This is a genomic window from Plantactinospora soyae, from assembly GCF_014874095.1.
In the GTDB taxonomy this organism is placed as follows: Bacteria; Actinomycetota; Actinomycetes; order Mycobacteriales; family Micromonosporaceae; genus Plantactinospora; species Plantactinospora soyae.
The window spans coordinates 970,640-995,244 of the sequence record NZ_JADBEB010000001.1; the positions used below are offsets into that span (position 1 = coordinate 970,640).

At 72.5% G+C, this 24,605-nt stretch carries 19 protein-coding genes and 1 pseudogene; 3 read left to right on the plus strand and 17 right to left on the minus strand.

What is annotated here, in order from left to right; genetic code table 11:
- Positions 1 to 26 precede the first annotated feature (26 nt).
- The 10 genes from H4W31_RS04340 to H4W31_RS04385 all read right to left on the minus strand — a co-directional run bounded on the left by H4W31_RS04340 (position 27) and on the right by H4W31_RS04385 (position 11,607).
- Positions 27 to 1,295: an MFS transporter gene (locus H4W31_RS04340; RefSeq protein WP_192765462.1), complete on the minus strand. Its 1,269-nt coding sequence runs from the start codon at positions 1,293 to 1,295 to the stop codon at positions 27 to 29.
- 232 nt (positions 1,296 to 1,527) lie between these two features.
- Positions 1,528 to 2,409, minus strand: coding sequence for a zinc metalloprotease HtpX (gene htpX, locus H4W31_RS04345; RefSeq protein ID WP_192765463.1), 882 nt, complete (start codon positions 2,407 to 2,409; stop codon positions 1,528 to 1,530).
- 110 nt (positions 2,410 to 2,519) lie between these two features.
- A complete protein-coding gene (locus H4W31_RS04350) occupies positions 2,520 to 4,145 on the minus strand; it encodes an NADH-quinone oxidoreductase subunit N (RefSeq protein ID WP_318783015.1) in 1,626 nt (541 codons plus the stop codon).
- 13 nt (positions 4,146 to 4,158) lie between these two features.
- Positions 4,159 to 5,682 (minus strand): complex I subunit 4 family protein, encoded by a 1,524-nt coding sequence (locus tag H4W31_RS04355; RefSeq protein WP_192765464.1) that lies wholly within the window; start codon positions 5,680 to 5,682, stop codon positions 4,159 to 4,161.
- Between the two features lie 22 nt (positions 5,683 to 5,704).
- Positions 5,705 to 7,621: an NADH-quinone oxidoreductase subunit 5 family protein gene (locus H4W31_RS04360; RefSeq protein ID WP_192765465.1), complete on the minus strand. Its 1,917-nt coding sequence runs from the start codon at positions 7,619 to 7,621 to the stop codon at positions 5,705 to 5,707.
- On the minus strand, positions 7,618 to 8,103 hold the full coding sequence (nuoK, locus tag H4W31_RS04365) for an NADH-quinone oxidoreductase subunit NuoK (RefSeq protein WP_192765466.1): 486 nt from the start codon (positions 8,101 to 8,103) through the stop codon (positions 7,618 to 7,620). The genes H4W31_RS04360 and nuoK overlap by 4 nt, the downstream gene beginning before the upstream one ends.
- Positions 8,100 to 8,603 carry an NADH-quinone oxidoreductase subunit J family protein gene (locus tag H4W31_RS04370; RefSeq protein ID WP_192765467.1) on the minus strand — a complete coding sequence of 168 codons (504 nt, stop codon included), beginning with the start codon at positions 8,601 to 8,603 and terminating at the stop codon, positions 8,100 to 8,102. The genes nuoK and H4W31_RS04370 overlap by 4 nt, the downstream gene beginning before the upstream one ends.
- Positions 8,600 to 9,319, minus strand: a complete 720-nt coding sequence (locus H4W31_RS04375) for a NuoI/complex I 23 kDa subunit family protein (RefSeq protein WP_192765468.1) — start codon at positions 9,317 to 9,319, stop codon at positions 8,600 to 8,602. The genes H4W31_RS04370 and H4W31_RS04375 overlap by 4 nt, the downstream gene beginning before the upstream one ends.
- Before the next feature lie 187 nt (positions 9,320 to 9,506).
- Positions 9,507 to 10,196: a TetR/AcrR family transcriptional regulator gene (locus tag H4W31_RS04380; protein ID WP_192765469.1), complete on the minus strand. Its 690-nt coding sequence runs from the start codon at positions 10,194 to 10,196 to the stop codon at positions 9,507 to 9,509.
- Positions 10,197 to 10,206: 10 nt separating this feature from the next.
- Entirely contained in the window at positions 10,207 to 11,607 is a 1,401-nt protein-coding gene (locus H4W31_RS04385) for an alpha/beta fold hydrolase (protein ID WP_192765470.1), read from the minus strand.
- A 494-nt stretch (positions 11,608 to 12,101) separates the two neighbouring features.
- Here H4W31_RS04385 and H4W31_RS04390 point away from each other — a divergent pair, with 494 nt between their 5' ends.
- Entirely contained in the window at positions 12,102 to 12,278 is a 177-nt protein-coding gene (locus H4W31_RS04390) for a hypothetical protein (RefSeq protein ID WP_192765471.1), read from the plus strand.
- A 360-nt stretch (positions 12,279 to 12,638) separates the two neighbouring features.
- On the opposite strand, the gene nuoH is transcribed toward H4W31_RS04390, so the two are convergent.
- Together nuoH and H4W31_RS04400 are read right to left on the minus strand one after the other, a co-directional pair.
- A complete protein-coding gene (gene nuoH, locus H4W31_RS04395; RefSeq protein WP_192765472.1) occupies positions 12,639 to 13,604 on the minus strand; it encodes an NADH-quinone oxidoreductase subunit NuoH in 966 nt (321 codons plus the stop codon).
- Positions 13,605 to 13,780: 176 nt separating this feature from the next.
- Positions 13,781 to 14,467: pseudogene (locus H4W31_RS04400) on the minus strand (NADH-quinone oxidoreductase subunit C); the annotation flags it as partial.
- A 158-nt stretch (positions 14,468 to 14,625) separates the two neighbouring features.
- Here H4W31_RS04400 and H4W31_RS04405 point away from each other — a divergent pair.
- Positions 14,626 to 15,672 carry a glucose 1-dehydrogenase gene (locus tag H4W31_RS04405; protein WP_192765474.1) on the plus strand — a complete coding sequence of 349 codons (1,047 nt, stop codon included), beginning with the start codon at positions 14,626 to 14,628 and terminating at the stop codon, positions 15,670 to 15,672.
- 15 nt (positions 15,673 to 15,687) lie between these two features.
- On the opposite strand, the gene H4W31_RS04410 is transcribed toward H4W31_RS04405, so the two are convergent.
- From H4W31_RS04410 to H4W31_RS04430, 5 genes are all read right to left on the minus strand, one after another.
- Complete coding sequence (locus tag H4W31_RS04410; RefSeq protein WP_192765475.1) at positions 15,688 to 17,889, minus strand: PBS lyase; 2,202 nt, start codon at positions 17,887 to 17,889, stop codon at positions 15,688 to 15,690.
- A 94-nt stretch (positions 17,890 to 17,983) separates the two neighbouring features.
- Complete coding sequence (locus H4W31_RS04415; protein ID WP_192765476.1) at positions 17,984 to 19,300, minus strand: DUF2252 domain-containing protein; 1,317 nt, start codon at positions 19,298 to 19,300, stop codon at positions 17,984 to 17,986.
- Between the two features lie 86 nt (positions 19,301 to 19,386).
- Positions 19,387 to 21,282, minus strand: a complete 1,896-nt coding sequence (locus H4W31_RS04420; RefSeq protein ID WP_192765477.1) for a carboxypeptidase-like regulatory domain-containing protein — start codon at positions 21,280 to 21,282, stop codon at positions 19,387 to 19,389.
- 91 nt (positions 21,283 to 21,373) lie between these two features.
- Positions 21,374 to 21,952 (minus strand): NADH-quinone oxidoreductase subunit B, encoded by a 579-nt coding sequence (locus H4W31_RS04425; protein ID WP_192765478.1) that lies wholly within the window; start codon positions 21,950 to 21,952, stop codon positions 21,374 to 21,376.
- Between the two features lie 74 nt (positions 21,953 to 22,026).
- Positions 22,027 to 23,166 (minus strand): ROK family protein, encoded by a 1,140-nt coding sequence (locus H4W31_RS04430; protein ID WP_318783016.1) that lies wholly within the window; start codon positions 23,164 to 23,166, stop codon positions 22,027 to 22,029.
- 170 nt (positions 23,167 to 23,336) lie between these two features.
- On the opposite strand from H4W31_RS04430, the gene H4W31_RS04435 reads away from it, so the two are divergent.
- Positions 23,337 to 24,602: a Gfo/Idh/MocA family protein gene (locus tag H4W31_RS04435; protein WP_192765479.1), complete on the plus strand. Its 1,266-nt coding sequence runs from the start codon at positions 23,337 to 23,339 to the stop codon at positions 24,600 to 24,602.
- Positions 24,603 to 24,605: the final 3 nt, after the last annotated feature.

The following is a 24,605-nucleotide window of genomic DNA, read 5'->3' on the forward strand; positions in this document are numbered from 1 at the left end:
GGGTGCCGGACTGCGGGGAGGACTAACTACGTCGGGTCGGCGGCGAGGGCCTGCTCCATGCGTACCTCGGCAAGTGCCTCGGCTCGGGCGATCGAGCCGGCGGGCATCGCCGCGACCACCGCGGCGGCCGCCACCGCCGCACCGGCGAAGAGGAACGCCCACGGTACGCCGACCTGGTCGGCCAGGACCCCGGCTCCGGCGCCACCCGCGGCGCTGGCCGCCACCGCCACGGTGACGACCCAGGTGTACGCCTCGTTGAGCATGCTGGCCGGCGAGATCCGCCCGACCATGGTGTTCTCCAGGGTGAGCGCGGGTGCGATGGTCGCACCGCCGACCACCAGCGCGATGCCGAGCGCGACCGGGCCGGGCATCACCGCGAAGACCGCGAAGGTGGCCGCGAGCAGGCCGAGCAGTTGGGCGAACTGCCGTGCGGCGTTGCGGGACGGTTTGCGGGTGCCGAACCAGATCCCGCCGATCGCGCTGCCGGTGCCCCACATCGCGAGCAGGATCCCGGCCACGCTCTCCGCGTTGTCCACGTCGTGCCCGGAGGCGTACGCCGGAACGGCCACCCCGGCCGCGCCGAACGCGATGCCGAGGCCGGCGACGCAGAACAGCAGGGCGGGGAATCCACCGACCCGCAGCGGGCCGAGTCCCTTGGCGTGGCTGTCGGTCGGATGCGGGCGCCAGCCGCGCATCACCGGGCCGAGGGCGACGATCGCCGTACCGGCCAGTGTGACCACCGCCGCTCCGATCAGCGCCGCCGCGGCGTCGGCCACCAGTATGAAGACCGCGACCAGTGTCGGGCCGATCACGAAGACCAGCTCGAACAGGGACGTCTCGGCGGCGAGTGCGGTGTTGCGCAGGGCGTACCGGCCGGAGGCGGGGTCGGTCAGGTCGTTCCAGGCGCCCCGGATGGCGGCGGTCAACGGTGGGTACGTCGCCCCGGCCACCGCCGAGGCGACGAAGATCAGCGTCAGTCCGTCCGAGCCGGCGCGGCTGGCGAGCAGCAGTCCGATCAGCGCCACCGGATGGGCCACGGCGGTGATCAGTAGTACCCGGCTCGGCCCGATCCGGTCCGCGATCCGGCCGGCGATCGGGCTGAGCGCGGCACCCGCGAGCGCGTACACCCCACCGGCGACGGCGGCCAGTGCGTACCGGCCGGTGACCTGTTCGACGACCAGCAGCAGCGCCAGTGGGGTCATGCCGATGCCGAGTCTGCCGATGATGCCGGCGATCAGCAGCATCGGCGCACCTGGAATTCGCCAGACTCCCAGGTACTGACGCAGCGCGGTCACGGGTGGAACCCCCTCGGGTCGGTCGTACGGGTAACGAGCGGAAGACCTACCGACCCTAACGTGAGCCCTGCACGGGTTGAACCGGATTAGGCGCTACGTCACCACGCGTACCACCGCCACCAGGACCACGCCAAAGGACCTCGCGGGGGCGGGCGCACACAAAAGCCGGCCCCCGGCTACTTCCGTAGGAGCCGGGGGCCGACTGGCTGTGGGGAGAGGGAACGGGGGCAGGTCAGCGCTGGAACTGGACCGGACCGCTGTTGGCGGCCATCTGCTCCAGGCGGCGTACCCGCTCCTCCATCTTCGGGTGGGTGGAGAAGAGGCTGGCCATCCCGCCACCCTTGAACGGGTTGTCGATCATCAGGTGGGCGGTGCTGGTCAGCCGGTTGTCGGCCGGCAACGGCATCCGCTGGGTCCCGTTGTGGATCTTCCGGAGGGCGCTGGCGAGGGCCAGCGGGTCCTTGGTCAGCGTCGCGCCGGAGGCGTCCGCCTGGAACTCCCGGTTACGGCTGATCGCCAGCTGGATCACCGAGGCCGCGATCGGGCCGAGGATCAGCATCAACAGCAGGGCCGCCGGGTTCGGCGAGTCCTCGTCGTCCCCACCGCCCAGCGGAATGAACCAGGCCAGGTAGGCGAGCGTGGTGATGATGCCGGCCAGGCCGGCGGCGACGCTGGAGATCAGGATGTCCCGGTTGTAGACGTGGGACAGCTCGTGACCGATGACGCCCCGCAGCTCCCGGTAGTCCAGGATCTGCGTGATGCCCGTCGTCACCGCGACCGCCGCGTGCTGGGGGTTACGCCCCGTGGCGAACGCGTTGGGCTGCATGGTCGGGCTGACGTACAGCCGGGGCATCGGCTGGCCGGCCTCGGTGGCCAGCTCCCGGACCATCTGGTAGAGCGCGGGGAACTCGGCCTCGGTGACCGGTTTCGCCCGCATCGACCGCAGCGCGAGCTTGTCCGACCAGAAGTAGCTGCCGGCGTTCATCGCCAGCGAGAGCAGTACGGCGATCACCAGACCGCCACCTCCGCCGAACCCGTAACCGACGCCGAGGATCAGAGCGGTGAGCAGGCCAAGTAGCGCGGCCGTCTTGAGCCGGTTGTGATGGCTATGCACGGTAACTCCTTCGGTGCGCGGGTAGGTGGACCCGCTGACCGGTTCAACAACGGGGTACCCCGTCAACAATCCAGATATGACTGTGAGTTACCTGGGAACGCGAACGATTGTCACAGTCCGGCGACGTCCAGGAGAAGTTGTGGGGCGAACCCGACGACGATCGCGACCAGGGTGGCGACGGCCAGCGCGGCGACGACCGCCCAGCTCGGCCGGACCGGGCCGGTGGCCGGCACCGGTGCGTCGACCGGCAGGGCCGGGGCACCGGGATCGGCCGGGACGACCGGGGCGGCGGCGGCATCCCCGGCCCGGGGCGCCACCGGCTCCGGCGCGTAGAGCGTCGCGGCGACCCGTAGGTAGTAGGCGAGCCCGACCACCGCGTTCAGCGCCACCACCAGGCCGAGCCAGCCGGCTCCGCCGTCCAGCAGCGATCGCACGATGGTGACCTTCGCGAAGAGTCCGGCCAGCCCCGGCGGCAGCCCGGCCAGCCCGACCAGCGCGAGCACGAACGCCGCACCGACCCAGGGCCGGCGCCGGGCCGCGCCCCGGTAGTCCTCGATCTCGCCACCGTCCGCCACCGCCGGGCGCAGCGCGACGACGGCGGCGAACGCGGCCAGTTCCAACACCACGTAGAAGATCGTGTACGCCACCGCGGCGGCCACCGCCGTGTCGAGTGCCTCCGGGGTCCGGCCGGCGGACAACGCCAGGGCGCCCAGCGGGGCGACGATGTAGCCGGCCTGGGCCACCGAGGACCAGGCCAGCAGCCGGACCATCCGGCGCTGCCGCAGCGCGACCAGGTTCCCGACGGTCATGGTGAGTACGGCCACCGCCGCCAGCACCGGACCGGACACGCTCGCCGGCAGCGCGATCGCGGTGACCGCGAGCAGTGCGACCACGCCACCGAGCTTCGAGGCGGTGGAGAGGTACGCGGCCACCGGAACCGGCGCCCCGTCATAGGTGGCCGGGGCCCACGCGTGGAACGGCACCGCCGCCACCTTGAAAGCCAGCCCGAGCACCACCAGCGCGACCGCGGCCACGGTGAGCGGCAGGTCCAGCAGCCCCGGATCGGCCGCCACCGCCCCACCGGACGGGTTGAGCACCGCCCCGCCGGACGGGTTGACCGCCGACCCGTCGACTCCGAAGACGGTGCCGAGCCGGCTCAGGTGCACCACGCCGGTGACCGCGTAGAGCAGCGCGGCGCCGAGCAGGGTCACCGCGGTCGCCACCACACTCACCACGAAGAAGGTCAGTGCCGCCTCGGCGCCGGCCACACTGCGGTGCCGGAGCCCGACCAGCACGTACAGCGGCAGCGTCAGCGTCTCCAGCGCCACGACCAGGGTGATCAGGTCACCGGCCGCGCCGAGGACCACGCCGCCGGTCATCGAGCAGGCGAGCAGGAAGCAGTACTCCCCCGACGGCACCTCGCCGGCCCGCAGCAGCGGCGCGGAGAGCGCCAGCACACCGAGGGTGAGCAGCGCGAACAGGCAGCCGACCACGGCCGCCCGGCCACCGGCCAGGTAGGAGCAGGCGTCGCCGACACAGAACGTCCGGCGGGTACCGGCGGCGCCGACCAGGACCGCGCCGAGCGCGGTGGCGACGGCCCCGGCGGCGAAGACCGCCACCGTCGCGCCGCGCCGGGCGATCAGCAGGTCGGCCAGCAGCACGAGTACGGCGGTGCCGGCCGCCAGGTACGCCGGCAGCAGCGCCACGTTGTCGACGGTCTGGATCACGGGATCCACCGGAGAACGGTGCTCATCGGATCGCCTCCAGCAGTGCCCCGACCGGCACCTCGGCGTAGCCGAGCACCAGGGTCGGGGCCAACCCGATCGCGAGGGCGAGCAGCACCAGCGGTCCCCAGGCGGCCAGCTCGGCTCCGGCCAGTCCCGGCGTCAGGGTCAGAACCGCCGGTGTCGTCGGACCGTGGGTGACCCGGCGCAGCAGCCGGAGCAGGTACGCCGCCGTCAGCGCCCCGCCCAGCGCCGCGAGTACGGCCAGCGTGGTCCAGAACGGCCCGCCGACCCGCCACGCGGCGACCACCGCGAACGCCTCCCCCCAGAACCCGGCGAGACCGGGCAGCCCGAGTGAGGCGATCGCGGCGAAGCCGAGCAGCCCGGCCAACCGGGGTGTGCTCTCCCGCAGCCCGCCCAGCTCGGCCAGCGACCCGGTGTGCGTCCGGTCCTTGATCGCCCCGGCGAGGAAGAAGAGCAGGCCGGTGATGACGCCGTGCGCGATGTTGCCGATCAGGGCGGCCTGGATGCCGGTGGCGGTCAGCGTGGCGACCCCGAGCAGCACGAAACCCATGTGCCCGACGCTGGAGTACGCGATCAGCCGCTTCAACTCGCTCTGCGCCAGGCAGACCAGCGAGCCGACGATGATCGCCGCCACCGCGAGCGTACCGAGCACCGGCGCGGCCCACCTGGCCCCCTCCGGCGCGACTCCGACCGCGACCCGGATCAGCCCGTACGTGCCCATCTTCAGCAGTACCCCGGCCAGGATGACGCTGCCCACGGTCGGCGCCTGGGTGTGCGCGTCCGGCAGCCAGGAGTGCAGCGGCCAGAGCGGACTCTTCACCGCGAACGCGATCGCGAGCAGGGTGAACGCGGCCAACTGGGTACCCCGGGACAGCTCGCCGCCGCCGGTCAGGTCGACCAGGTCGGCGGTGCCGGCGGCGGTGACCACGGTGAAGACGCCGACCAGCAGCAGCACCGAGCCGAAGAGGGTGTAGAGGGCGAACTTCCGGGCCGCGTGCCGCCGGTCCTCGCCACCCCAGATCGCGATGATCGCGTACATCGGCAGCAGTACGACCTCGAAGAAGAGGAAGAAGAGCACGAGGTCGAGAGCGAGGAAGGTGCCCAGGATGCCGACCTCGACGACCAGCAGCAGTGCGACCAGGGTCCGGCCCCGCCCCGGCGCCGGCACCCGCCACGCCGTGTACGCGCAGCAGAGCAGCGTCAGCAGCGCGGTCAGCACCACGAGCGGATAGGACACTCCGTCGACCCCGAGGTGGAACCGCAGGTCGAGACCGGGTACCCAGGTCAGGTCGAGGTCGTGCCAGGGCCGTACGCCGGGTCCGCCGGCGCCACGCGGACGGTAGCCGAACCAGTTGCCGTCCGCGCCGAGCGCCAACAGCACACTGAGTACGAAGGCGACCGCCGCGAAGGCCGTACCGGTGATCCGGGCTGCCCGGTCGACCCGGGCCGGCAGTACGGCGAGCACCGCCGCGCCCAGTGCGGGCAGCGCCAGTACGGCGACCAGTCCGATCGCGCCGAGGCTCATCCCGGTACCCCGCTCCGTCGGCTCATGCGGAGCCCCCCAGCGCCACGGCGGCGATGCCGAGCAGCAGGGCCCCGGCCAGCACCGCGACCACCGCCCGGGGTACCCCGGCCCGGTGCAGCAGGTCCAGCCCGCCGCCCAGACCCGCCGTACCCCGACCGGTCCCCTCGACGGCGCCGTCCACCACCGTCTCGTCGATCCGGCGGGCGAGCCGGCCGAGCGCCCGCACCGGACGTACGACGAGCGCGTGCTGGACCTCGTCGAGCCAGAAGGCCTGGGCGAAGGCCGGGCGCAGCGGCCCCAGGCCGGTCGCCGGGTCGGCGGCCGGATCGGCCCGCCAACGCCACCAGGCGAGCCCCGCGCCGAGCAGCAGCAGCGCCACCGGGATGATCAGGAAGGCGTCCAGGTGTGCCTCGTCCAGGGCGAGCGCGGACCGGAACGGGGGCACGAAGACCGCGAAGCCGAGCGCCACGCTCGGCACCGTGAGCAGCAGTACCGGCCAGCGCATCAGTCCGGGCGGATCGTGCGGCGCCCCGATCGGGGTGTGCGCGGGTGCGGTGGCCGGCGCGTCGATGCCGGCGGAGTCGTCCATCGGATGGGTCTGGGCGCGGGACGCGCCGAGGAAGGTACGCAGCAACAGGCGGGCGGCGTACCAGGCGGTCAGCCCGACCCCGACCAGCCCGGTGATCCAGACCAGCCAGCCGACCCAGGCGGGCGCCGGGCCGGTGTGGTGCCGGGCCGCCTGCTCGGCGACGACCAGGATGCCGTCCTTGCTCCAGAACCCGGCCAGCGGCGGCACCCCGGCCAGCGCGCCGAGCCCGATCGCGGTACACCAGAAGGTCACCGGCATCGGCCGGCGCAGCCCGCCCATCGCGGACATCAGGTTGCTGCCGACGGCGTGGATCACCGCTCCGGCGGCGAGGAACAGCAGCGCCTTGAACGCGGCGTGGCTGAGCAGGTGGAACAGCGCGGCGGGCGGCGAACCGACGGCGAGCGCCCCGGCCATGTAGCCGAGTTGGGAGACCGTCGACCAGGCCAGTACCCGCTTGATGTCGTCCTGCGCGGTGGCGGCCAGCGCACCGAGCAGCAGGGTGATCGCGGCCATCACCCCGAGTACGGCCAGCGCGGCCGGTGCCCGTTCGAAGAGTGGGAAGAGCCGGGTCACCGCGTAGATCCCGGCCGCCACCATCGTGGCGGCGTGGATCAGCGCCGAGATCGGGGTTGGGCCGGCCATCGCGTCCGGCAACCAGGTGTGCAGCGGGAACTGGGCGCTCTTTCCGGCCACCCCGGCGAGCAGCAGCAGGCAGGCGGCGGTCAGCGTACCGGGGCTGAAGTCGTGGGCCAGCACGTCGGAGATCCGGAAACTGCCGGCCGAGACGCCGAGCACCACGATGCCGAGCAGGAAGCCGACGTCCCCGACCCGGGTCACCAGGAACGCCTTCACGGCGGCGGCCGGTGCCTCCGGCAGCCGGCGGTCGTGACCGATGAGGAGATAGGAGCAGATGCCCATCACCTCCCAGCCGACCAGCAGCATGATCAGGTCACCGGCTACCACCACCAGCAGCATCGCGGCGGTGAAGAGGCTGATCTGCGCCGCGTACGGGGCGTAGCGGTCGTCGTCGTGCAGGTAGCCGACCGAGTAGACCTGGACGGCCAGCGCCACCACCGCCACCGCGACCGCCACCAGCGCGGCGGCCGGGTCGAGCCGGACGCCGAGCGTGACCGACAGCCCGCCGAAATCGATCCACTCGGCGGTCGACTCGGTGCCGCCATGGTCGATCGTGATGGCGAGCGCCACCGCACAGACCAGCGCCGCCGCCGCGCCGCCGATGCCGAGGCCGGCCGCGACCGCCCGGGACCGCTGCGGCAGCAGCAGTCCGACCAGGGCCAGCCCGAAGGGTACGGCCGGCAGCAGCGCGCCGAGCGTCTGCGCGCCAGTCATCGGACCGGCCCCGTCGACGGCCCTGTCTTCGGTCCGGTCGACCGTCCACCCGCTGGCCCCGTCGCCACCGCCGTTGCCGCTCCCGTCCTCGCTGGCGCGTCCATGATCCCGCGTGGGCCGGCGTCGGGGGTGTGCTCGTCGAGGCGTACGTCGTCGATCGCCACCGTGCCACGCAGCCGGTAGAGCTGGAGCACGATCGCCAGCCCCACCCCGACCTCGGCAGCGGCGATCACGATGACGAAGAGCGTGAACGCCTGTCCGGTGAACGGCAGCGCACCGGTCTCGGGGGTGCCGGCCGGTGCCGCCGTACCGAGGGCCGCGTGCAGCGGTGCCGCGTTCGCGGTGACCAGGAGCAGATTGACCGCGTTGAGCATCAGCTCGACCGCCATCAGCACCAGTACGGCGTTGCGGCGGCGCAGTACGCCGTACACGCCCAGCCCGAAGAGGGCGGCGGCGATGACGTACGGGATGACGGGTCTCATTGCCGCCGCCCCGGAATCCGTACGCTGATCGCGATCGCCCCGACCAGGGCGGAGAGCAGCAGTACGGAGAGCACCTCGAACGGCAGTACCCAGGACTGGAAGAGCTCGGCGCCCAACTGCTCGGCCGTCCCCGGCTCCGGCAGGTCGACTGTGGACCAGCGGAACGCGTCGACCAGCAGGGCGGCCAGGCCCAGCCCGGTCCCGCCGCCGATCAGCGCGGCCGGCCAGCCGGGACGGTCGAGGTCGTCGGCGGCGCCGATCGGTGCCCGGGTCAGCATCACCGCGAAGAGCAGCAGCACCACGACCGCGCCGACGTAGATCAGCAACTGCACCCAGGCCACCAGCTCGGCGGTGAGTACCAGGTAGAGCCCGGCGACCGCGCCGAGGCAGACCACCAGGTAGAGGCCGGCCCGGACCAGGTGCCGGGTGGCGACCACCAGCACGCCGGCACCGACCGCGACCGCTCCCAGGGCGATCATCAGTACGTCCGCGGCCGTCACGGCGGCTCCTCACCCGCTGGCGGAGCCGACGTCGGACCATCGACCGCTGGTGGAACCGACGTCGGGCCATCGACCGCTGGCGGAGCAGATGTCGGACCGGCGACCGCTGGCGGAGCAGATGTCGGACCGTCGGCCGTCGGACGGGTGGGTGCGGGGCGGGCGGAGCGCTGGGGGCGTACCGCCGGGCCGGCCGACCGGTCCCCGGCCGCGCCGGAGGTGGCGGCCTTGCGCGCGGCGGCCTCCTCCTTCGCCGGCTCACCGTTCGGGTCGTGCGCGGGCGGCGGCGGCACGGTGGCCATCCACTCCCCGAGGTGCTCCTTGTCGTGCAGCAGGTTCCGGATGTCGTACTCGGCGTACTCGAACTCCGGGGACCAGAAGAGCGCGTCGAAGGGGCAGACCTCGATGCAGATGCCGCAGTACATGCAGAGCGAGAAGTCGATGTCGAACTTGTCCAGCACGTTGCGCTGACGCGGCCGGGCCGCCCCGGGCACCGCGACCTCCTCCTTGTGGGAGTCGATGTAGATGCACCAGTCCGGGCACTCCCGGGCGCAGAGCATGCAGACCGTGCAGTTCTCCTCCGACAGCGCGATGACGCCCCGGGAGCGCGGCGGCAGCTCGGGGGCGACGTCCGGGTACTGCTGGGTGTGCGAGCGACGGGTCATCGTCTTCAGGGTGACGGCCAGCCCCTTCGCCAGCCCCTCGCCCGGGATGCTCATGCCCGCGCCCCGCCGGTACCTGGCGCCGCCGCGCTGCGCTCGCTCATGCGCCCCATCCTGCCGTGTCGGCCGCCCCGGCGCGACCACCCCCGACCAGTTGAGGCGGTACCGTGGCTCTGGGTGACCCGCCAGCCACCCGCGACAAGGAGCGGCCCACCGGCGATCCGGACGGTTCGGCCTTGGCGGCTCAGCTCTTCGAGCGGCGTAGTCGCTGTTCGAAGCCGTCGAGCATGGCTTGCAGGGTGAGTTCGTAGTGGGCGTCTGGGTCGTAGCCGCCAGCAACGGCCTTGGCCAGGTTGGGGTAGTGCGAGATGAGCGCGGCGGCCTCGTCCGGAGCGGTGGTCGGGCCGCCGACGGGCTGGCCGACCTCGACGAGGAGTTGCCCGATGGTGTAGGAGCGCAGTGAGCTGATCATTATCAGCAGGTCGTGCTCGGTGAATCCGACGTCGCGCAGCAGCCCGATCGTGCGGTCGCCGAAAGCCATCAGCGACGGCGCGTAGCTGGGCCGGGTCGCCAACACCAGCAGCACGTTCGGGTGCTGGCGCAGCACGGTACGGAACTGGCACATGAGGGCGACAAGCTGCTCGCGCCAGCTATCTTCCCGGTTCAGGGTGTCGAGGCCGACGGTGACCTCGCCGAAGACCGCCTCGACGACGCCGTCGAAGAGCGCGGACTTGTTGGGGAGGTGGTGGTAGAACGCCATCGGGTTGACGCCCAATTCGGCGCCGAGTTTGCGCATCGAGAGCCCCTCGACGCCGTCGCGGTCGAGCATCGCCAGCGCTATCCGGATGATGTACTCGCGGGTGAGCGCCCGGCGGACCGGCCGACCCTCGGCGTCGGCGCCAAGTGGATTCCCGCTGTTGGGGCGCCGTGTCATGCCGTCGAGATTAACGTCCCGGCACGCTCGTGGTGCGATGGAGCGTGCCGCGGAGCGCTTCGGTCCACGACCGTGGCAGGTCGAAGTACGACATGTGATGACCGGGAAAGACCACCAGCGGTACGTCGAGGCGCTCGGCGAGAATCCCGGCGGGCCGGCCGTAGTACCTGTTGGTGGCCTGGGTGGTCACGCCGACCGCAGGGACGATGGGCACCTTGCCGGCCTTGAGCGCCACGAGGTCGGGCCGGTAGCTGACGAAGTCCTGCATCTCCTGTTCGACGAAGTAGGCCTGGCTCTCCGCCGTGCGGGTGCTGAAGTCTGCCGGGATGCTGCCGTAGGCGGCGAAGGGGAGGCCGACCGGCATGGAGAACATGAACATGCCTGCCTCGGCACCGAAGAGACGCGATGTGCGACCGACGGCGGCGAAGAACGCGAGCGACTTGCGGTCCGGCTCAAGGGCGATCATCGGCGGTTCGTGGGCGATGACGGCGGTGACGGCCTCGGGGTAGCGGGCGGCCAGTTCGAGCGCGATTATCGCGCCCGCGCTGTTGCCGAAGACGATGGCGGTGTCGTGTCCGGCCGCCCGGAGCACGGCCAGCGCGTCGCGGGCCTGCTGGGCGATGTCGAAGCTGGTCGTGTTGCGGGTACTGCGGGAGTGGCCCCGCCGGTCGTAGGTGATGACCTGGTACTCGTCGGCCAGCAATGCCGCCGGATAGGTGTAGAAGCCCGCATCGCCCTGGGCTCCGCCGATCATCAGCAGGGGTGGGCCTGATCCCCGTACCTCGAAGTAGAGGTTGTCACCTTCGGTGGCGACCCTGCCGGTGCGGACCGGAACCCGTACGGCCCGAGTGCGGGCCTCGGCCAGGTCGTTCGCGGCGTATCCGGTCACGGTGCTGGTGGTCATGGCAGCGGCTCCGAGGGCCACTACCAGGGCGAGCGCCAGGCCGATTCCCAGGCTGGCCCTCGCAAGGCGTCCGCGCGGGTGGTCGCGCAGTGACAGCAGCACGATCGCCAGGAACACCGCGGCGGCGGGAACGAGCGGAGCGGCCAGCACGGCGGGGGTGATCCGCTCGTGCGGTACCACGGCGAAGTAGAGGTTCAGCACGGCGCAGAGCGCGGCGCCTTTCGCCGGTACGGCCAGCCACGGCTGGTGTGGCCAGTGGGACTCCCGCGTGCGGATCAGCCGAGGCAGCGTCCAGCCGCAGACCGCAGCGGCGGGCAGCATCGTCAGTGCGACGTGCAGCCACCGCTTGTCGTGGTCGAGGAACCAGGCGAGATCGCCGAGCACCTCCACCAGGAACACGGCGTTGACGGCGAGTGCCGCCGCGCACCGCCATCGGGTCGGTCTGCTGCCGACGATCAACCACAGTGCCGGCATGAGTAGCAGTGCTGGGCCGTCAAGTCCGTACATGGGCGGAGTCTCCAAGTCCTCACGGGATGGGACCGCAGGGCTACACCGTATAGTAAGGCTACGCCGTATAGCAGGCCCGGCTCTGCTCCGTCAGCAGTCGCTTCCTGTCCACTCGGCCGGAGTCGGGACATCCACGACGGACAACGAGGGTGTGGGGTCCCCACCCGGGAGCCGCACACTGCTCGATGGAAGCCACGGCGACGGACGGAAAGGACCCCCGACGATGCGGTTGACTGCTGACTCCGGCGCTCTGTTCGGCACGCGCGAGGCCGTACCCGCCGGGGCCGAGTTGGAGGCGATGGCCGACGTCGCCGACCGGCACGTACCCCTGAACGGCCACTGCCCGAGCTGCGACTGCGCGGTGGGCGAGTCGGGATGGTGCTGGATCCGTGAAGTCGCCGAGCGACGACTGAGTGGCGCCGTACCAGCCCGGAACGAGCTGTCCACGCGGACGGGCCCGCATCCGCCCGCAGAGTCATCCGGAAGGAACCTGCGTGACATCTGGCGACGTGGTTGAGGGCGCCGAGCCACCGCGCGCTCCGGACCCGGAGTGCGGCGCGGCCGACCCGACGAACGGCCACACCTGTGTACTGCCGCCCGGTCACCACCGGGCGCACCGCGACGAGGAGATGCGGGGCTGGTGGAGCGACTCGACTCCCGAGAGGCATTGATTCTCACTGGCCACCTGGACGTCGCGGCCGGTGGTGAACCGATTCCACCCGAGGTCGTCTGGACACACCTGGTCGAGGTGCTACGGCGGCATCGGATGATCGGCGGGTTATGTCAGGCGTGCGGCGAGCGGGCCGGTCCGGAGGGCCGGTGCTTCAAGGGCGCGGTGGCGATGGAATGGTGCCGGCAAAACCCATTGCCGCTCCCCGATCCCCCGGCATCGGACCACCCCTGAGTTCCGAGGCCGAAAGTCGAGATCCGGGGTCGTGGAGTCGGACCGTCGCGGCAACGACGGCCCGACTCCACGATCCCGGACCGATCGGGTAGCGGTCGCCGCAGGGGGCGCTGGCCGGATGTGCCAGTCAGTCGAGGGCCAGTCGGACTCCGACGGTCAGGACGAGCTGCGCGAGCGCCACCGGCACCAGTACCAGCCAGCAGAGCCGCTGCAACTGGTCCTCCCGCAGACGCGGGTACGTCACCCGGAACCAGATGATCACGAACGAGACCAGGAACACCTTGATCAGGGTCCAGAGCCAGCCGAGGTACTCGTCGCCGAACGGCCCCTGCCAGCCGCCGAGGAAGAGCACGGTGGTCAGCGCGGCGATCACCACGATCCCGACGTACTCGGCTAGCAGGAAGAACGCGAACCGCAGGCCGGTGTACTCGGTCATGTACCCGAAGACCAGCTCGGAGTCGGCGATCGGCATGTCGAACGGCGGGCGGCGGATCTCGGCGACCCCGGCGATGAAGAAGACGATCATCGCTGGCGCCTGCCAGAGCAGCCACCACGGCTCCCAGGCGGTGACGATGCCGGGCAGGCTCAACGTACCGGCGGCCATCGCCACGCTGGCCGCCGCGAGCACCAGCGGCAGTTCGTAGCCGAGCAGCTGTGCCGCGCCCCGGATCCCACCGAGCAGGCTGTACTTGTTGGCCGAGGCCCAGGCCGACATCAGTACGGCCACCACCCCGATCCCCACCACCGCGAGCACGAAGAACAGCCCGATGTCCAGCGGCTGCCCGACCAGGTCGTTCGGGCCGAGCGGGATGACCAGCAGGGCCAGCAGGTACGGCACCAGCGCCACCACGGGCGCGAGCCGGAACACCGCCCGGTCCGCCTCCCGGGGCGTGATGTCCTCCTTCTGCACGAACTTGACCCCGTCGGCGATGAGCTGGGCCCAGCCGTGGAACCCGCCCGCGTACATCGGGCCGAGCCGGCCCTGCATGTGCGCCATCACCTTGTGTTCGGCCTGCCCCACGACCAGCGGCAGGATCAGGAACGCGGCGACCACCCCGCCGACCCGGATCAGCAACTCCAGCCAGAGCGGCATCACGAACCTCCGCTGCCGTCGGTACCGCCGGGCTGAACCGGCCGCTCCGGCTCCCGCTCAGTTTCAGCTCCGGACGCGGACGGAGTCGAGGGCGAGGACTCGGGTGGGGACGGGCGTCTGGGCGGGCCGGCCGGAGGACGGCGCCGGGCCGGCCGCTCCGGCGGGCTCTCGGTTCCGGGTACGGCCGCCGCCGGTCCCCATTCACCCGGAGCCGGTACGCCCGGCGGGCGCATCGCCTGCCGACGCGTCGTACCGGCCTCGGACTCGCCGGGCTCCTTCGCGCCTGGCCAGGCCTTCGCGACCCGGGAGGCGAGGACGAACTCCTTGCGCAGCGGATGCCCCTCGAACTCCGGCGGCAGCAGCAGCGGGGCGAGATCGGGATGTCCCTCGAAGTCGATGCCGAACATCTCGTGGGTCTCCCGCTCGTGCCAGGCCGCCCCGGGGAACAGGTCCACCACCGACGGGACGGTGGCGGCGTCCCGGGGTACCCGGGTCCGGAGCAGTACGCCGTGCCGGTGCGCGGTCGACCAGAGGTGTACGACAATGTCGAACCCGTCGGCCAGCTCGTCGACGGCGGAGAGCCAGTCGAAGAAGTCGCAGGCCAGCTCGGCATCGTCCCGGGCGGCCTGGACGGCGTCCCGCCAACCGGCCGGCGGAACGTCCACGGTCGCCCGCGCGTACGCCTGGCCGCCGGACTGGCCGACGGTGACCGGCGCCTGCGCGCCCGCGTCCCCCTCGGCCTCGGCGTGCGCCTCCACGGCTGGCCCAGCGGGCGTCGCGGCCGGGGCCGTGGGCGTGGCCTCCCTCGCGCCCGGCTGGGCGAGCAGGGCGGCCAACCGGTTACCGACCTGTTCCGGCGTCATGCCCGCGATCCTATGGCCATCCGGCCCGGACGTCGCCGGCCATCGACCGGCAGAGCCGGCCGGATCGCGTCGACCTCGCCTCGGCGCGGTGCCAGATTGCCGTGCCACAAAGCCCGGTTCGGGCGTACCGGGCAGGTCGGCAGGGAAGAATGAGCCGGGTGCGCGCGATAACCGTTACTCCGGGTACGCCCCACTCGGTACGGCTGGTCGAGGACTTTCCCGAGCCGGACACCGCCGAGGGTGCGGTGCTGGTCGAGGCGATCGCGGTCGGCGTCTGCGGCACCGACCACGAGATCATCCGTGGTGAGTACGGCGAGCCGGCGCCCGGCTCGACCGACCTGGTACTCGGGCACGAGTCGCTCGGCCGGGTCGTCGAGGACTCCAGCGGGGCGCTGTCCCCGGGTGACGTGGTCGCCGGGATCGTGCGCTACCCCGATCCCGTGCCCTGCACCAACTGTGCGGTCGGCGAATGGGACATGTGCCGTAACGGCCAGTACACCGAGCACGGCATCAAGGGGTTGCAGGGCTTCGCCCGGGACCGGTGGCGGATCCCGCCGAAGTTCGCCGTACGGCTCGACCCGAAGCTGGCCGAGTTGGGCATGCTGCTCGAACCGACCAGCGTGGTGGCGAAGGCGTGGGAGCACATCGAACGGATCGGCAGCCGGGCCACCTGGGAGCCGAGGACCGTACTGGTCGCCGGCGCGGGGCCGATCGGCCTGCTCGCCGCCCTGCTCGCCGCGCAGCGCGGCCTGGAGGTGCACGTGCTGAACCGGTCGGCCAACGGCGAGAAGCCGGCGCTGGTGGAAGCCCTCGGCGGCCAGTTCCACACCGGCACCGTCCACGAGCTGGGGCGCGAGTTCGACATCGTGCTGGAGTGCACCGGCGCGCCGCCGGTGGTCCTGGACTCGATGTGCCAGGCCGCCCCGAACGGCATCGTCTGCCTCACCGGCGTCTCGTCGGGCGGCCGGACGATCGACTTCGACGCGGGCGCGCTCAACCGGGCGCTGGTGCTGGAGAACAACGTCGTCTTCGGCACCGTGAACGCCAACCGCCGACACTGGGAGTCGGCCGCCGAGGCGCTGGCCGCCGCCGACCCCGCCTGGCTCAGCCGGATGATCACCCGACGGGTTCCGGTCAGCGCGTGGTCCGAGGCGTACAGCCCGCAGGCCGACGACATCAAGGTCGTCCTCGACTTCGAGCAGTGACCAGCGGGGGTGGCGTTATTCGCCGGCCGGTTGGAGCGCGTCGACCGTACCGGCCATCACCCGCAGCAGTTCCTCGTCCTCGGTGACCTGGCTGCTGCCCGAGCCGCTGTCCCGGGCGGTGTGCCGACGGGGCCGGGCCTGCTCGGCCCGGAGCAACGGCAACGCGGCCGCGGCCGGCGGGCCGATCTCCGCCCAGATCGTCGCCACCGTCGTCCGGGTGTACTGGTTGCGGTCCCAGAGTGCCGCCAGCACCGGCAGGACGGCGTCGGCGTCCCCGGCGACCCGCCAGAGTGCCTGCGCGACGCGCAGGTGCAGCCAACCGTGCGGGTCCGGCCCCGCCAGCAGGACACGGAGCCGGGGAAGGTGACCGGCGGCGGCCGGCCCGATCTCGGCGATCTCGACGGCCGCCGCCGTCACGTCGTACTGGTCGCCGTCGAGGAACCGGCCGAGCACCGGAAGCACCGGCACCGGATCTCCGGTGATCCGGTACAGCGCCGAGACGGTGGCGAGCGCCAGGCCCCGTTCCGGCGCGTCGAGCAGCGGTCGCAGCACCGGCACGGCGTCGTGCGCGGCCGGGCCGAGCCGCCCGAGAGGCCGGATCACGTACTCGTGCGTGGCCAGCGGCAGCAGTTCCGGCAGGGCCGCCGCGCCGGCCGGGCCGAAGCTGCATACCGCGCACGTCAGGTCCTGGCGGCGGACGGCGAGATCGGCGGCCGACTCGGGCAGGGTGCGCAGCTGATGCCGGATCAGCGGCAGCAGTGCGACGGCGGTCGGACCGAGGGAACTCACCGCGGCGCCGACGTCCTTCGGCGGATCGTCGCGCTCCAACGCCCAGCGCAGCGGCGGCACCGCCCGTGGATCGCCGAGCTCGGCGAGGGCGAGCAGTGTGTCGCCGACGGTGGGCGCGTGGCTCGGCCACACCGTGATCCAGGCAGGTGGGCAGGCGTCCCGGCGGTGCGACTCCTCGGGTGCCGCGCCGGCCACGCTCTCGGCGAGCACGTCGACCACCGGCCGGTTCAGCTCACCGAGGTGGACGAGTGCCCGGCCCGCCGCCCGGGAGAGCCGTGGATTCGGGTCCGACAACTGCCGGCCGATCGCGGCGACGAGGTCCCGGTAGTCGCCCCGCCAGCCGTCGATGAGATTGCCGGCGGCCCGGACCGCGTCCAGCCGACGTTCCCAGTCGGACGACCGGAGCAGGGCGCCGAGGAGCTGGATCCGGTCCGGCACCCGGTCACCGAGGGACCGGCTCAGGTCGCTGACGGCCGGCCCGAGCCGTGGGCTGTGCCGGCCGGCGACATCGGCTTCACGAAGCTCGCGGACGGCGCCGAGCAGAGTGTCGGTGTGGAATCCGGCCGGCTCGGGAACCGGCCCGTCCGGCCGGTACGCCGCGTCGAGCAGGGCGAGGGCGCGCGGCACCAGGTCGGCGGGCAACATGGCCGGCGTTCCGCCGCTGACCGCGGTAAGGGCGGCCAGCCGCAACGCCGGCTCGACGCGACCACCGACCGCCGGATCGACGGACGCTTCGGCCGGGCCGGCGAGCGCCGGCTCTGTCGCGCCGCCGACGAGGTCGACGAGCCACTCCGTCGCCGCCCGCAACTCGGGCTCGTCCACGCTGGTCAGTTGGCCGGCGGCGGCCCGGCGGACGAGCGTACCGACCGTTTCGACCAGGGCGGTCCGGGCTTCGGGATCCCGTTCGACCGGCAGCCGTCGCCGCAGCGTGTCGAGCACCCGGGGCGCCTCGGCCCGGCACACCAGCAGCGCCTCGGGCACGGCTCGGCGGACTTCCGGATCCGGGTCGACGAGCAGGTCCAGGAACACCGGGTGGCCGGCCGCGACCGCCTGCTGGGCCCGCCGGTAGTTGTCCGCCCAGTCCTCCGCGTCCTCCCCGTAGTGGTCCGTGTCGGCCGCGATCGACCTGGCCAGTTCCTCCGGGTCGTCGACCTCGGCGCAGCCGATGCTGGCGAGCAGCGCCACGATCGGGCCCCGGCCGGGCCCACCCGGCCGGGTGACCGCCTCGAAGAGGTACGGGACGCAGGCGAGCGTGCACTCGTAGACATCACCCTGGTGGTGCACTGCGCCGTGCATCCCGTCGAGGGCCGTCTCGCGGACCGCGGGATCGTCGGAAACCAGTCCCCGCAGCAGCTCGGGCACCTCGACGGCCGGCCCGTACGCGTGATGCATCGACGCCCAGTCGATCTCGTCCAGTCCCGCGAACACGTCGCCCCCGCCCGGTCGCCACCAATCCGATCGGCGGATCCTAACGAGCGCGACCGACAGGAACGCCCCCTCGCGACCCCGGCGGCGTCGGGACTCAGATCCCCGGCAGCTGGCCGTTGCGGAACAGGTCCACGAAGATCTGGTGGTCCTGCCGGGCCCGTGCCCCGTACGCGTGCGCGAACTCGACCAGGTGCGCCACGAAGCCGTCCTCGTCGGTCTCGACCGAGGCGACGATCGCCTCCTCGGTGGAGAAGTCGACCAGATCGTGACTCGACTCGTCGTCGGCCACCGAGTGCATCCGGGCCACCGCCCGACCCAGGTCGCCGAGGACGCCGGCCAGTTCCTCCGGCTCGTTGACGTCGGACCAGTCCAGGTCGGCGGCGTACGGGGAGACCTCGGCGACGAGCTGCCCGTGCCCGTCCAGCTCGGTGAAGCCCAGCCACGGGTCCGCGTGCGCCTGCAAGGCCCGCTGCGACTCGGCCGTACGGTGACCCTGGTGCCGGAAGTAGCCGCGTACGCCCTCGTCGTCGACGTACCGGGCGACCGCCGGCACCTGGGCGCGCTTCATGTAGATGACCACGTCGTTCTCCAGCGCCTGGGTGTGCCCCTCCAGCAGCAGGTTGTACGACGGCAGCCCGGCCGAGCCGATTCCGACGCCCTTACGCAGCACCACGTCCTTGATGTGCACGGCCACCGGCCGGATGTCCGCAGTCGCCGGTGGCAGGGTGTTCAGATAGTGCTCGAACGCCTCGATCACGCCGGCCCGGACCTCGCGGTCGACCTCGTACACCCCGTCGCCGAGGGAGAACCGGCGCTCGTACTGGTCGATGGTGGTCTGCGCGGCGAGCAGGTCGACCCGGGTGCTGAGCCGGGCCTGCTGGAGCACCCGCCGCAGCACGCCGTCGGCGTTGTCCAGCATGATCGACCCGATCGCGTCGTCCCCGCCGCTGGCGATGGCCCGCAGCTCGGTGAGGTACGCGGTGGCGAACCGGGTGACCAGGTCGCCGATCGCGGTGTCGGAGAGCGCCTTGCCGTACCCGAGCAGGGCGACGCTGGCCGCGAACCGCTTCAGATCCCAGGAGAACGGCCCGACGTACGCCTCGTCGAAGTCGTTCACGTTGAAGACCAGTTGGCCGGAGCCGTTCATGTACGTGCCGAAGTTCTCGGCGTGCAGGTCCCCGTGGATCCACACCCGGCTGGTCCGGGCGTCGAGGAACCGGTCGTCGGCGAACTCGCCGGACAGGTCGGCGTAGAAGACCGACGCGCTGCCCCGGTAGAAGGCGAACGGTGAGGCGGCCATCTTCCGGAACTTGCGCCGGAACGCAGCGGGATCGACGGCAATGGAGTCGCCGAATTCGGCGATCAAGACGTCGACCAGCCACTCCGCTCGCCGTTCGGTGTCGTCGGTCATGATCCGCAGGTTAGACCTGCCGCTCCACCGGCGGCTGTGGCCTGGCTAACCGACCCGCTGTGTCCTGCCTAACCGGCCCGGCTGGGCTAGCCGGTTGGTCGGGGCGCGCACGTGTCGGCCAGGTCCATCGCCACCGTCGTGGTGGCTCCGGCGGTCACCCCGACCGCCGTCGCGACCGGGGGCACCGTGCCGTACCAGCAGGTGGTGGTCGGGTCCCGGTACTCGACGTACACCTGTTGGGTGCGGTGGCCGGGCAGGGCGAATCCGCCGCCCGGCCGGAGGTACGCCGGCCCCGCCCCGGCGACGTCTCCGGTGCGGCGGTGGTACGTCCAGACGTACCCGGAACCGGCCGGACCACCGTCCCGGGTGACCGTGCCGGCCAGCGTGCCTCCGGCGACGAGCCGGGCGGGCACGGTGGCAGCCCCGCCGACGGGCACCGACGTCAGGCTGGCGCTGAACCGATCGGCCACGTCACCGGACCACTGCCAGGCGTACCGGCTGCCCAGCGGCGGCACGAACTGCACCGGCCAGCGGTACGGGCCGAGGTCGTCGATGGTGTACCGGCCGTCGGCCGCCGAGCAGTGCCGACCGTGCCCCGGTCCCCGGTCCGGCCGGAAGGCGTACGGGTGGGCGCAGACGCCCGGCACCGGCGCGCCGGTCGTCGCGTCCGAGACGGTCCCGCTGACCGCCCCGGGCGGGTCCATCCGGATCGGTGCGATGGCGACGGTCGTACCCGGCCGGATCGTCACCCGGAGCGCGGCGCGCTGGTCTCCCGAGCCGCCGTTCGCGGTGACCCACTGGGCGCCGTACCGCCGGGCCGGCGGGTCGTACGGGTCGACGGCCTGGTACGCGTAGAGCTGCGCGGTGGTCGAGGTGGTCAACGGCCCGATCGCCAGCCGCCCGGTCTCGTCCGAGCAGTAGCCGCCCTGGCCGACCGACTGGCCACCCCACTTCGGCGCGACGAGGCGTACACAGATCCGGTCCGCCGGCCCACCGGTCAGCGCGTCCCGCACGGTGGTGGTCACCCCGGCACCGGCCACCAACTCCACCGCCAGCGGGGTGACCGCACCCCGGACGACGTCGACCGGTACCGGCTGCTCGGGCGCGAAGTGCGAGGGTACGGCGTCGACGGCGACCGTCCAGTGCCCCGGCGGGACCTGTCCGAGCCGGACCAGGCCGGCGGCACCACAGGTGTCCAGGGTCCGCAGCGGTGTGTCGATCCGGGCACAGGGCCGGGGTACGGGCAGCCCGGTCGCCGCATCGGTCACCCGTACCTCGACGGTGCCGAGCGGCAGCCAGCGCTCGTCCAGCACCAGGGTCTGCCCGTCGACGAGCGGGTACGCCGACGCGGCGGTCCGGTCCTGGCGGCCGGGCAGCCACTGGGTGCCGTACACGTCGTTGAAGAGGGCCGCCTGATACTGCCCCGGCGGCAGGTTGCGGATCTCGTACCGGCCGTCCCCGCCCGGCGTGGTGTACGCCAGCACCCGCCAGTCCCGGTCGGCGGCCCAGATGCTGACCGTGGCCTCGGCCGGGGCGCCGGAGTCGTCCACGATCCGGCCCCGGACGGTGCCGGCACCCCGCCCGACGGTGACGTTCCGCTGCACCAGGGTCGTACCGGGGACCCAGACGGCCTCGGCGTTGAGGTGGTCGGGTGTGTCCGGCCACCAGTGTGTCCGGTACCCGGGCGCCGTCACCCGGACCCGGTAGCCGAGGTCGGTGGGAACGCCGCTGATGGCGTAGCGCCCCCGCGCGTCGGCACAGAACTCGCCCTGCGACTCGGTCTCGGTACGCAGCAGCGTGAGGCAGGCCCCGGCGACCGGCTGGCCGGACTCGTCACTGACCACCCCGGTGTAGCCGGTCAAGGGCACCGAACCGACCGGTACGGCCACCGCCGGGCCGGCCGCCGCGACGGCGAGGACCGCCACGATCGCCCCCGTCACCCCAGCCGCCCCGGCAACCCCGGTAACCCTCAGCAATCTCATGAGTCGCGAGAGTAACCGCGAGGACGGCAGTGCGCGGGCCCAATCGGTCAACCTGCCAATTCCGGCGTGCCCGCGGCTACCGGCCCACCGGTCAGCGATCTCCGGCAGGTGGTGCGACCGGAGCGGCGGTCAGCGACTCGACGCTGCGCCCGGCGGGCGGGCCGGTGCGGTCGGCCGGCGATTCCAGCGCGTCGGGCCGGGCGACGCCGCCGATCCCGGACTGTTCCGCCGCGATCTTCTCCTGAAGGCGCAGGATCCCGTGCAGCAGCGCCTCCGGACGCGGCGGGCAGCCCGGCACGTAGACGTCGACCGGGATGATCTGGTCCACGCCCTTGGTCACCGAGTACGAGTCCCAGTACGGCCCACCGCAGTTCGAGCAGGCGCCGAACGAGATGACGTACTTCGGCTCGGGCATCTGGTCGTAGAGCCGCTTGATCGCCGGGGCCATCTTGTCGGTGACCGTGCCGGAGACCACCATCAGATCGGCCTGGCGCGGGCCGTGCGCGAACGGGATCACGCCCAGCCGGATGAAGTCGTGCCGACCCATGCTGGTGGCGATGAACTCGATGGCGCAGCAGGCCAGCCCGAAGTTGAAGACCCAGAGCGAGTAGCGCCGTCCCCAGTTGAGCACGAACCGGATCGGCTCACCGAGCACTGCCGGTAGCTGCACGGCCGCCTCCTCTTTCCCGGTCCCCCATCCGCTTTCCCGGTTCCCATCCGACAGTGAACCACAGTGCCGGGATCTCAGCCCGGCCCCTCGATCCGGAACAGGACGTCGTCGATCCGGTCCAGGGCCAGCCGTACGGCGCCGAGCCCGACCGACTCGTCGCCGAGCGTGGACGCCTCGATCCGGGTCGGGCTGAGGCAGAACGGTTGGACGTGCCGGCGCAGCTCGGTCACGAGCAGGTCTCCGGCCAGCGTCAGTGCGCCGCCGACGACGACGGTTTCCGGGTCGATCGCCAGCACCATCGCCGCGACGCCCACGGCCATCCGCGCGGCGAGCCGCTCGACCCGGGCCCGGGCGGCCGGATCGCCCGCCTGCGCGGCCACCAGCACCTTCTCGGCCATCCGCTCCGCCACGCCCGGCTGCGGTTCGCCGGCCAGCTCCTCGGTGGTGTCCCGCAGGCCGAGCCCGGGGATCACGCCCACCTCGCCGGCCGCGCCCCAGCGGCCCCGGTGCAGCCGGCCGCCGATCACGGTTCCGGTGCCGGTGTGCAGCCCGGCGAGGATGTACACCAGGTCGTCGACGCCCTGGGCGGCGCCGCGCCAGCGTTCGGCCACCGCCGCCAGGTTGGCGTCGTTCTCGACCAGCACCGGGCAGGGGAACGATCGGCCGAGTTCCCGGGCGAGGTGGACGCCGTCCCAGTCGGGCACCACGGTGCAGAACGCGACCCGGCCGGACGGGTCGATCACCCCTGGGGTGCCGGCCGCGACGGCCCACAGCCGGGAACGGGACACGTCCGCCTCGGCCAGGCAGGTCGCCACCGCGGCCCGGACCGCCGTCAGCCGCTCCCGGGCCGGGCAGTCGACCTCCAGGTCCGCCCGGTGGACGCCGACCACCCGGCCGTCGAGGTCGGCCAGGAGCAGCAGCACCCGGCGCGCGTCGATCTCCATGCCCAGCGCGTACCCGGCCTCGGCCCGGAACCGGTAGCGCCGGGCGGGGCGACCCAGCCGGCGACCCGCGTCCGGGGCCACCTCCTCGGCCAGACCACGGCCGACCAGCTCGACGAGCACGCCCTCGGTCGTGGGGCGGGACAGGCCGACCTGACCGGCCAGTTCGGTGACGGTCGGCTCACCGCCACCGCGCAGGCCGCGCAGCGTGGCGGCGAGATTGAGCCGGCGCAGCACCGAGGGATCGCCTCCGTGCAGAGGAACTTCGGCCACAGGCACCCCTTGACATCGACCGACGAAGCGACCAGGTTAAGAAATCATCTTTCGAAAAGACTTTTCGTAAAGGAACCTTACCGGCCGGCAGGACCGCGGCCCTGCCAGGGGCGCGCCGGGTCGGTCCGGGCAGACGGCGGACCACGGAGCAGAACAGGCAGGTGAGGCGGATGCCGGAGGTGACACTGGCGGTGGCCGGGGCAGGGCTGCGCGGCACGATCTACGCCAGACGGGCCCACGCGACCGGCACGGCCGTCGTCGCGGTCGCGGAACCCGATCCGGTACGCCGGGCCCGGTTCGCCGCCGAATTCGGGATCGCGCCCGCGCGGACCTTCGCGGACTGGCGGGACCTCGCCGGGATCGGCCGGATCGCGGACGGCATCGTCATCGCGACCCAGGACAGCGAGCACGCCGAGCCGGCTGTCCGGTTCGCCGGGCTGGGCTACCACATCCTGCTGGAGAAGCCGATGGCGCCCGACGAGGCCGACTCCGTCCGGATCGTCGAGGCCGTCGAGCACGCCGGGACCATGCTCGCCGTCTGTCACGTGCTCCGTTATATGCCCTACACCCGCAAACTCCGAGAGCTGGTCGGTCAGGGCCGGATCGGCGAGCCGATCAGCATCCAGCACCTCGAGCCGATCGGCTGGTGGCACTACGCCCACTCGTACGTCCGGGGCAACTGGCGCCGTACGGACACCTCCGGCCCGATGTTGCTGACCAAGTCCTGCCACGACATCGACTGGATCAGCTACGTGATGGGCGAGACCCCGGTCCGGGTCTCCTCGTTCGGCCGGCGCTCACACTTCCGGGCCGAGCAGCGGCCGGCCGGTGCCACCGACCGTTGCGTCAGCTGCCCGGTAGAGCCGGACTGCCCCTACTCCGCGCCCCGGCTCTACCTCTCCTGCCTCGGCGATCCCCGCCGGGAGGCCTGGCCGCTGGGCGCGGTGACCCACGACGTCACCCGGGCCGGCGTACTCGCCGCGCTCGCCGACGGGCCGTACGGGCGCTGTGTGTACGCCAGCGACAACGACGTCGTCGACCACCAGGTGGTGAACCTGGAGTTCGGATCCGGCCGGACCGGCTCGTTCACCGTCACCGCCTTCACCCCGCTCGCCCAGCGGCAGACCCGACTCTTCGGCACCCACGGCGCCATCGAGGGCGACGGGCGCCGGCTGACCGTGCACGACTTCGTCTCCGGGCAGGTGGAGACGATCGAGACCGCCGGCGCCGACGAGGAACTGCACGGGCACGGTGGCGGTGACGAGGCACTGACCGACGCGTTCGTGTCGGCGATCGCCACCGGCGATCCGTCCCTGCTGGGTTCCGACGCGCGGCATGCCCTGGCGGGCCATCGCGTGGTCTGGGCCGCCGAGCAGGCCCGCCGTACCGGGACGGTGGTGGACATCGCCCCGACCACCCCGAGGAAAGGCGACTGATCC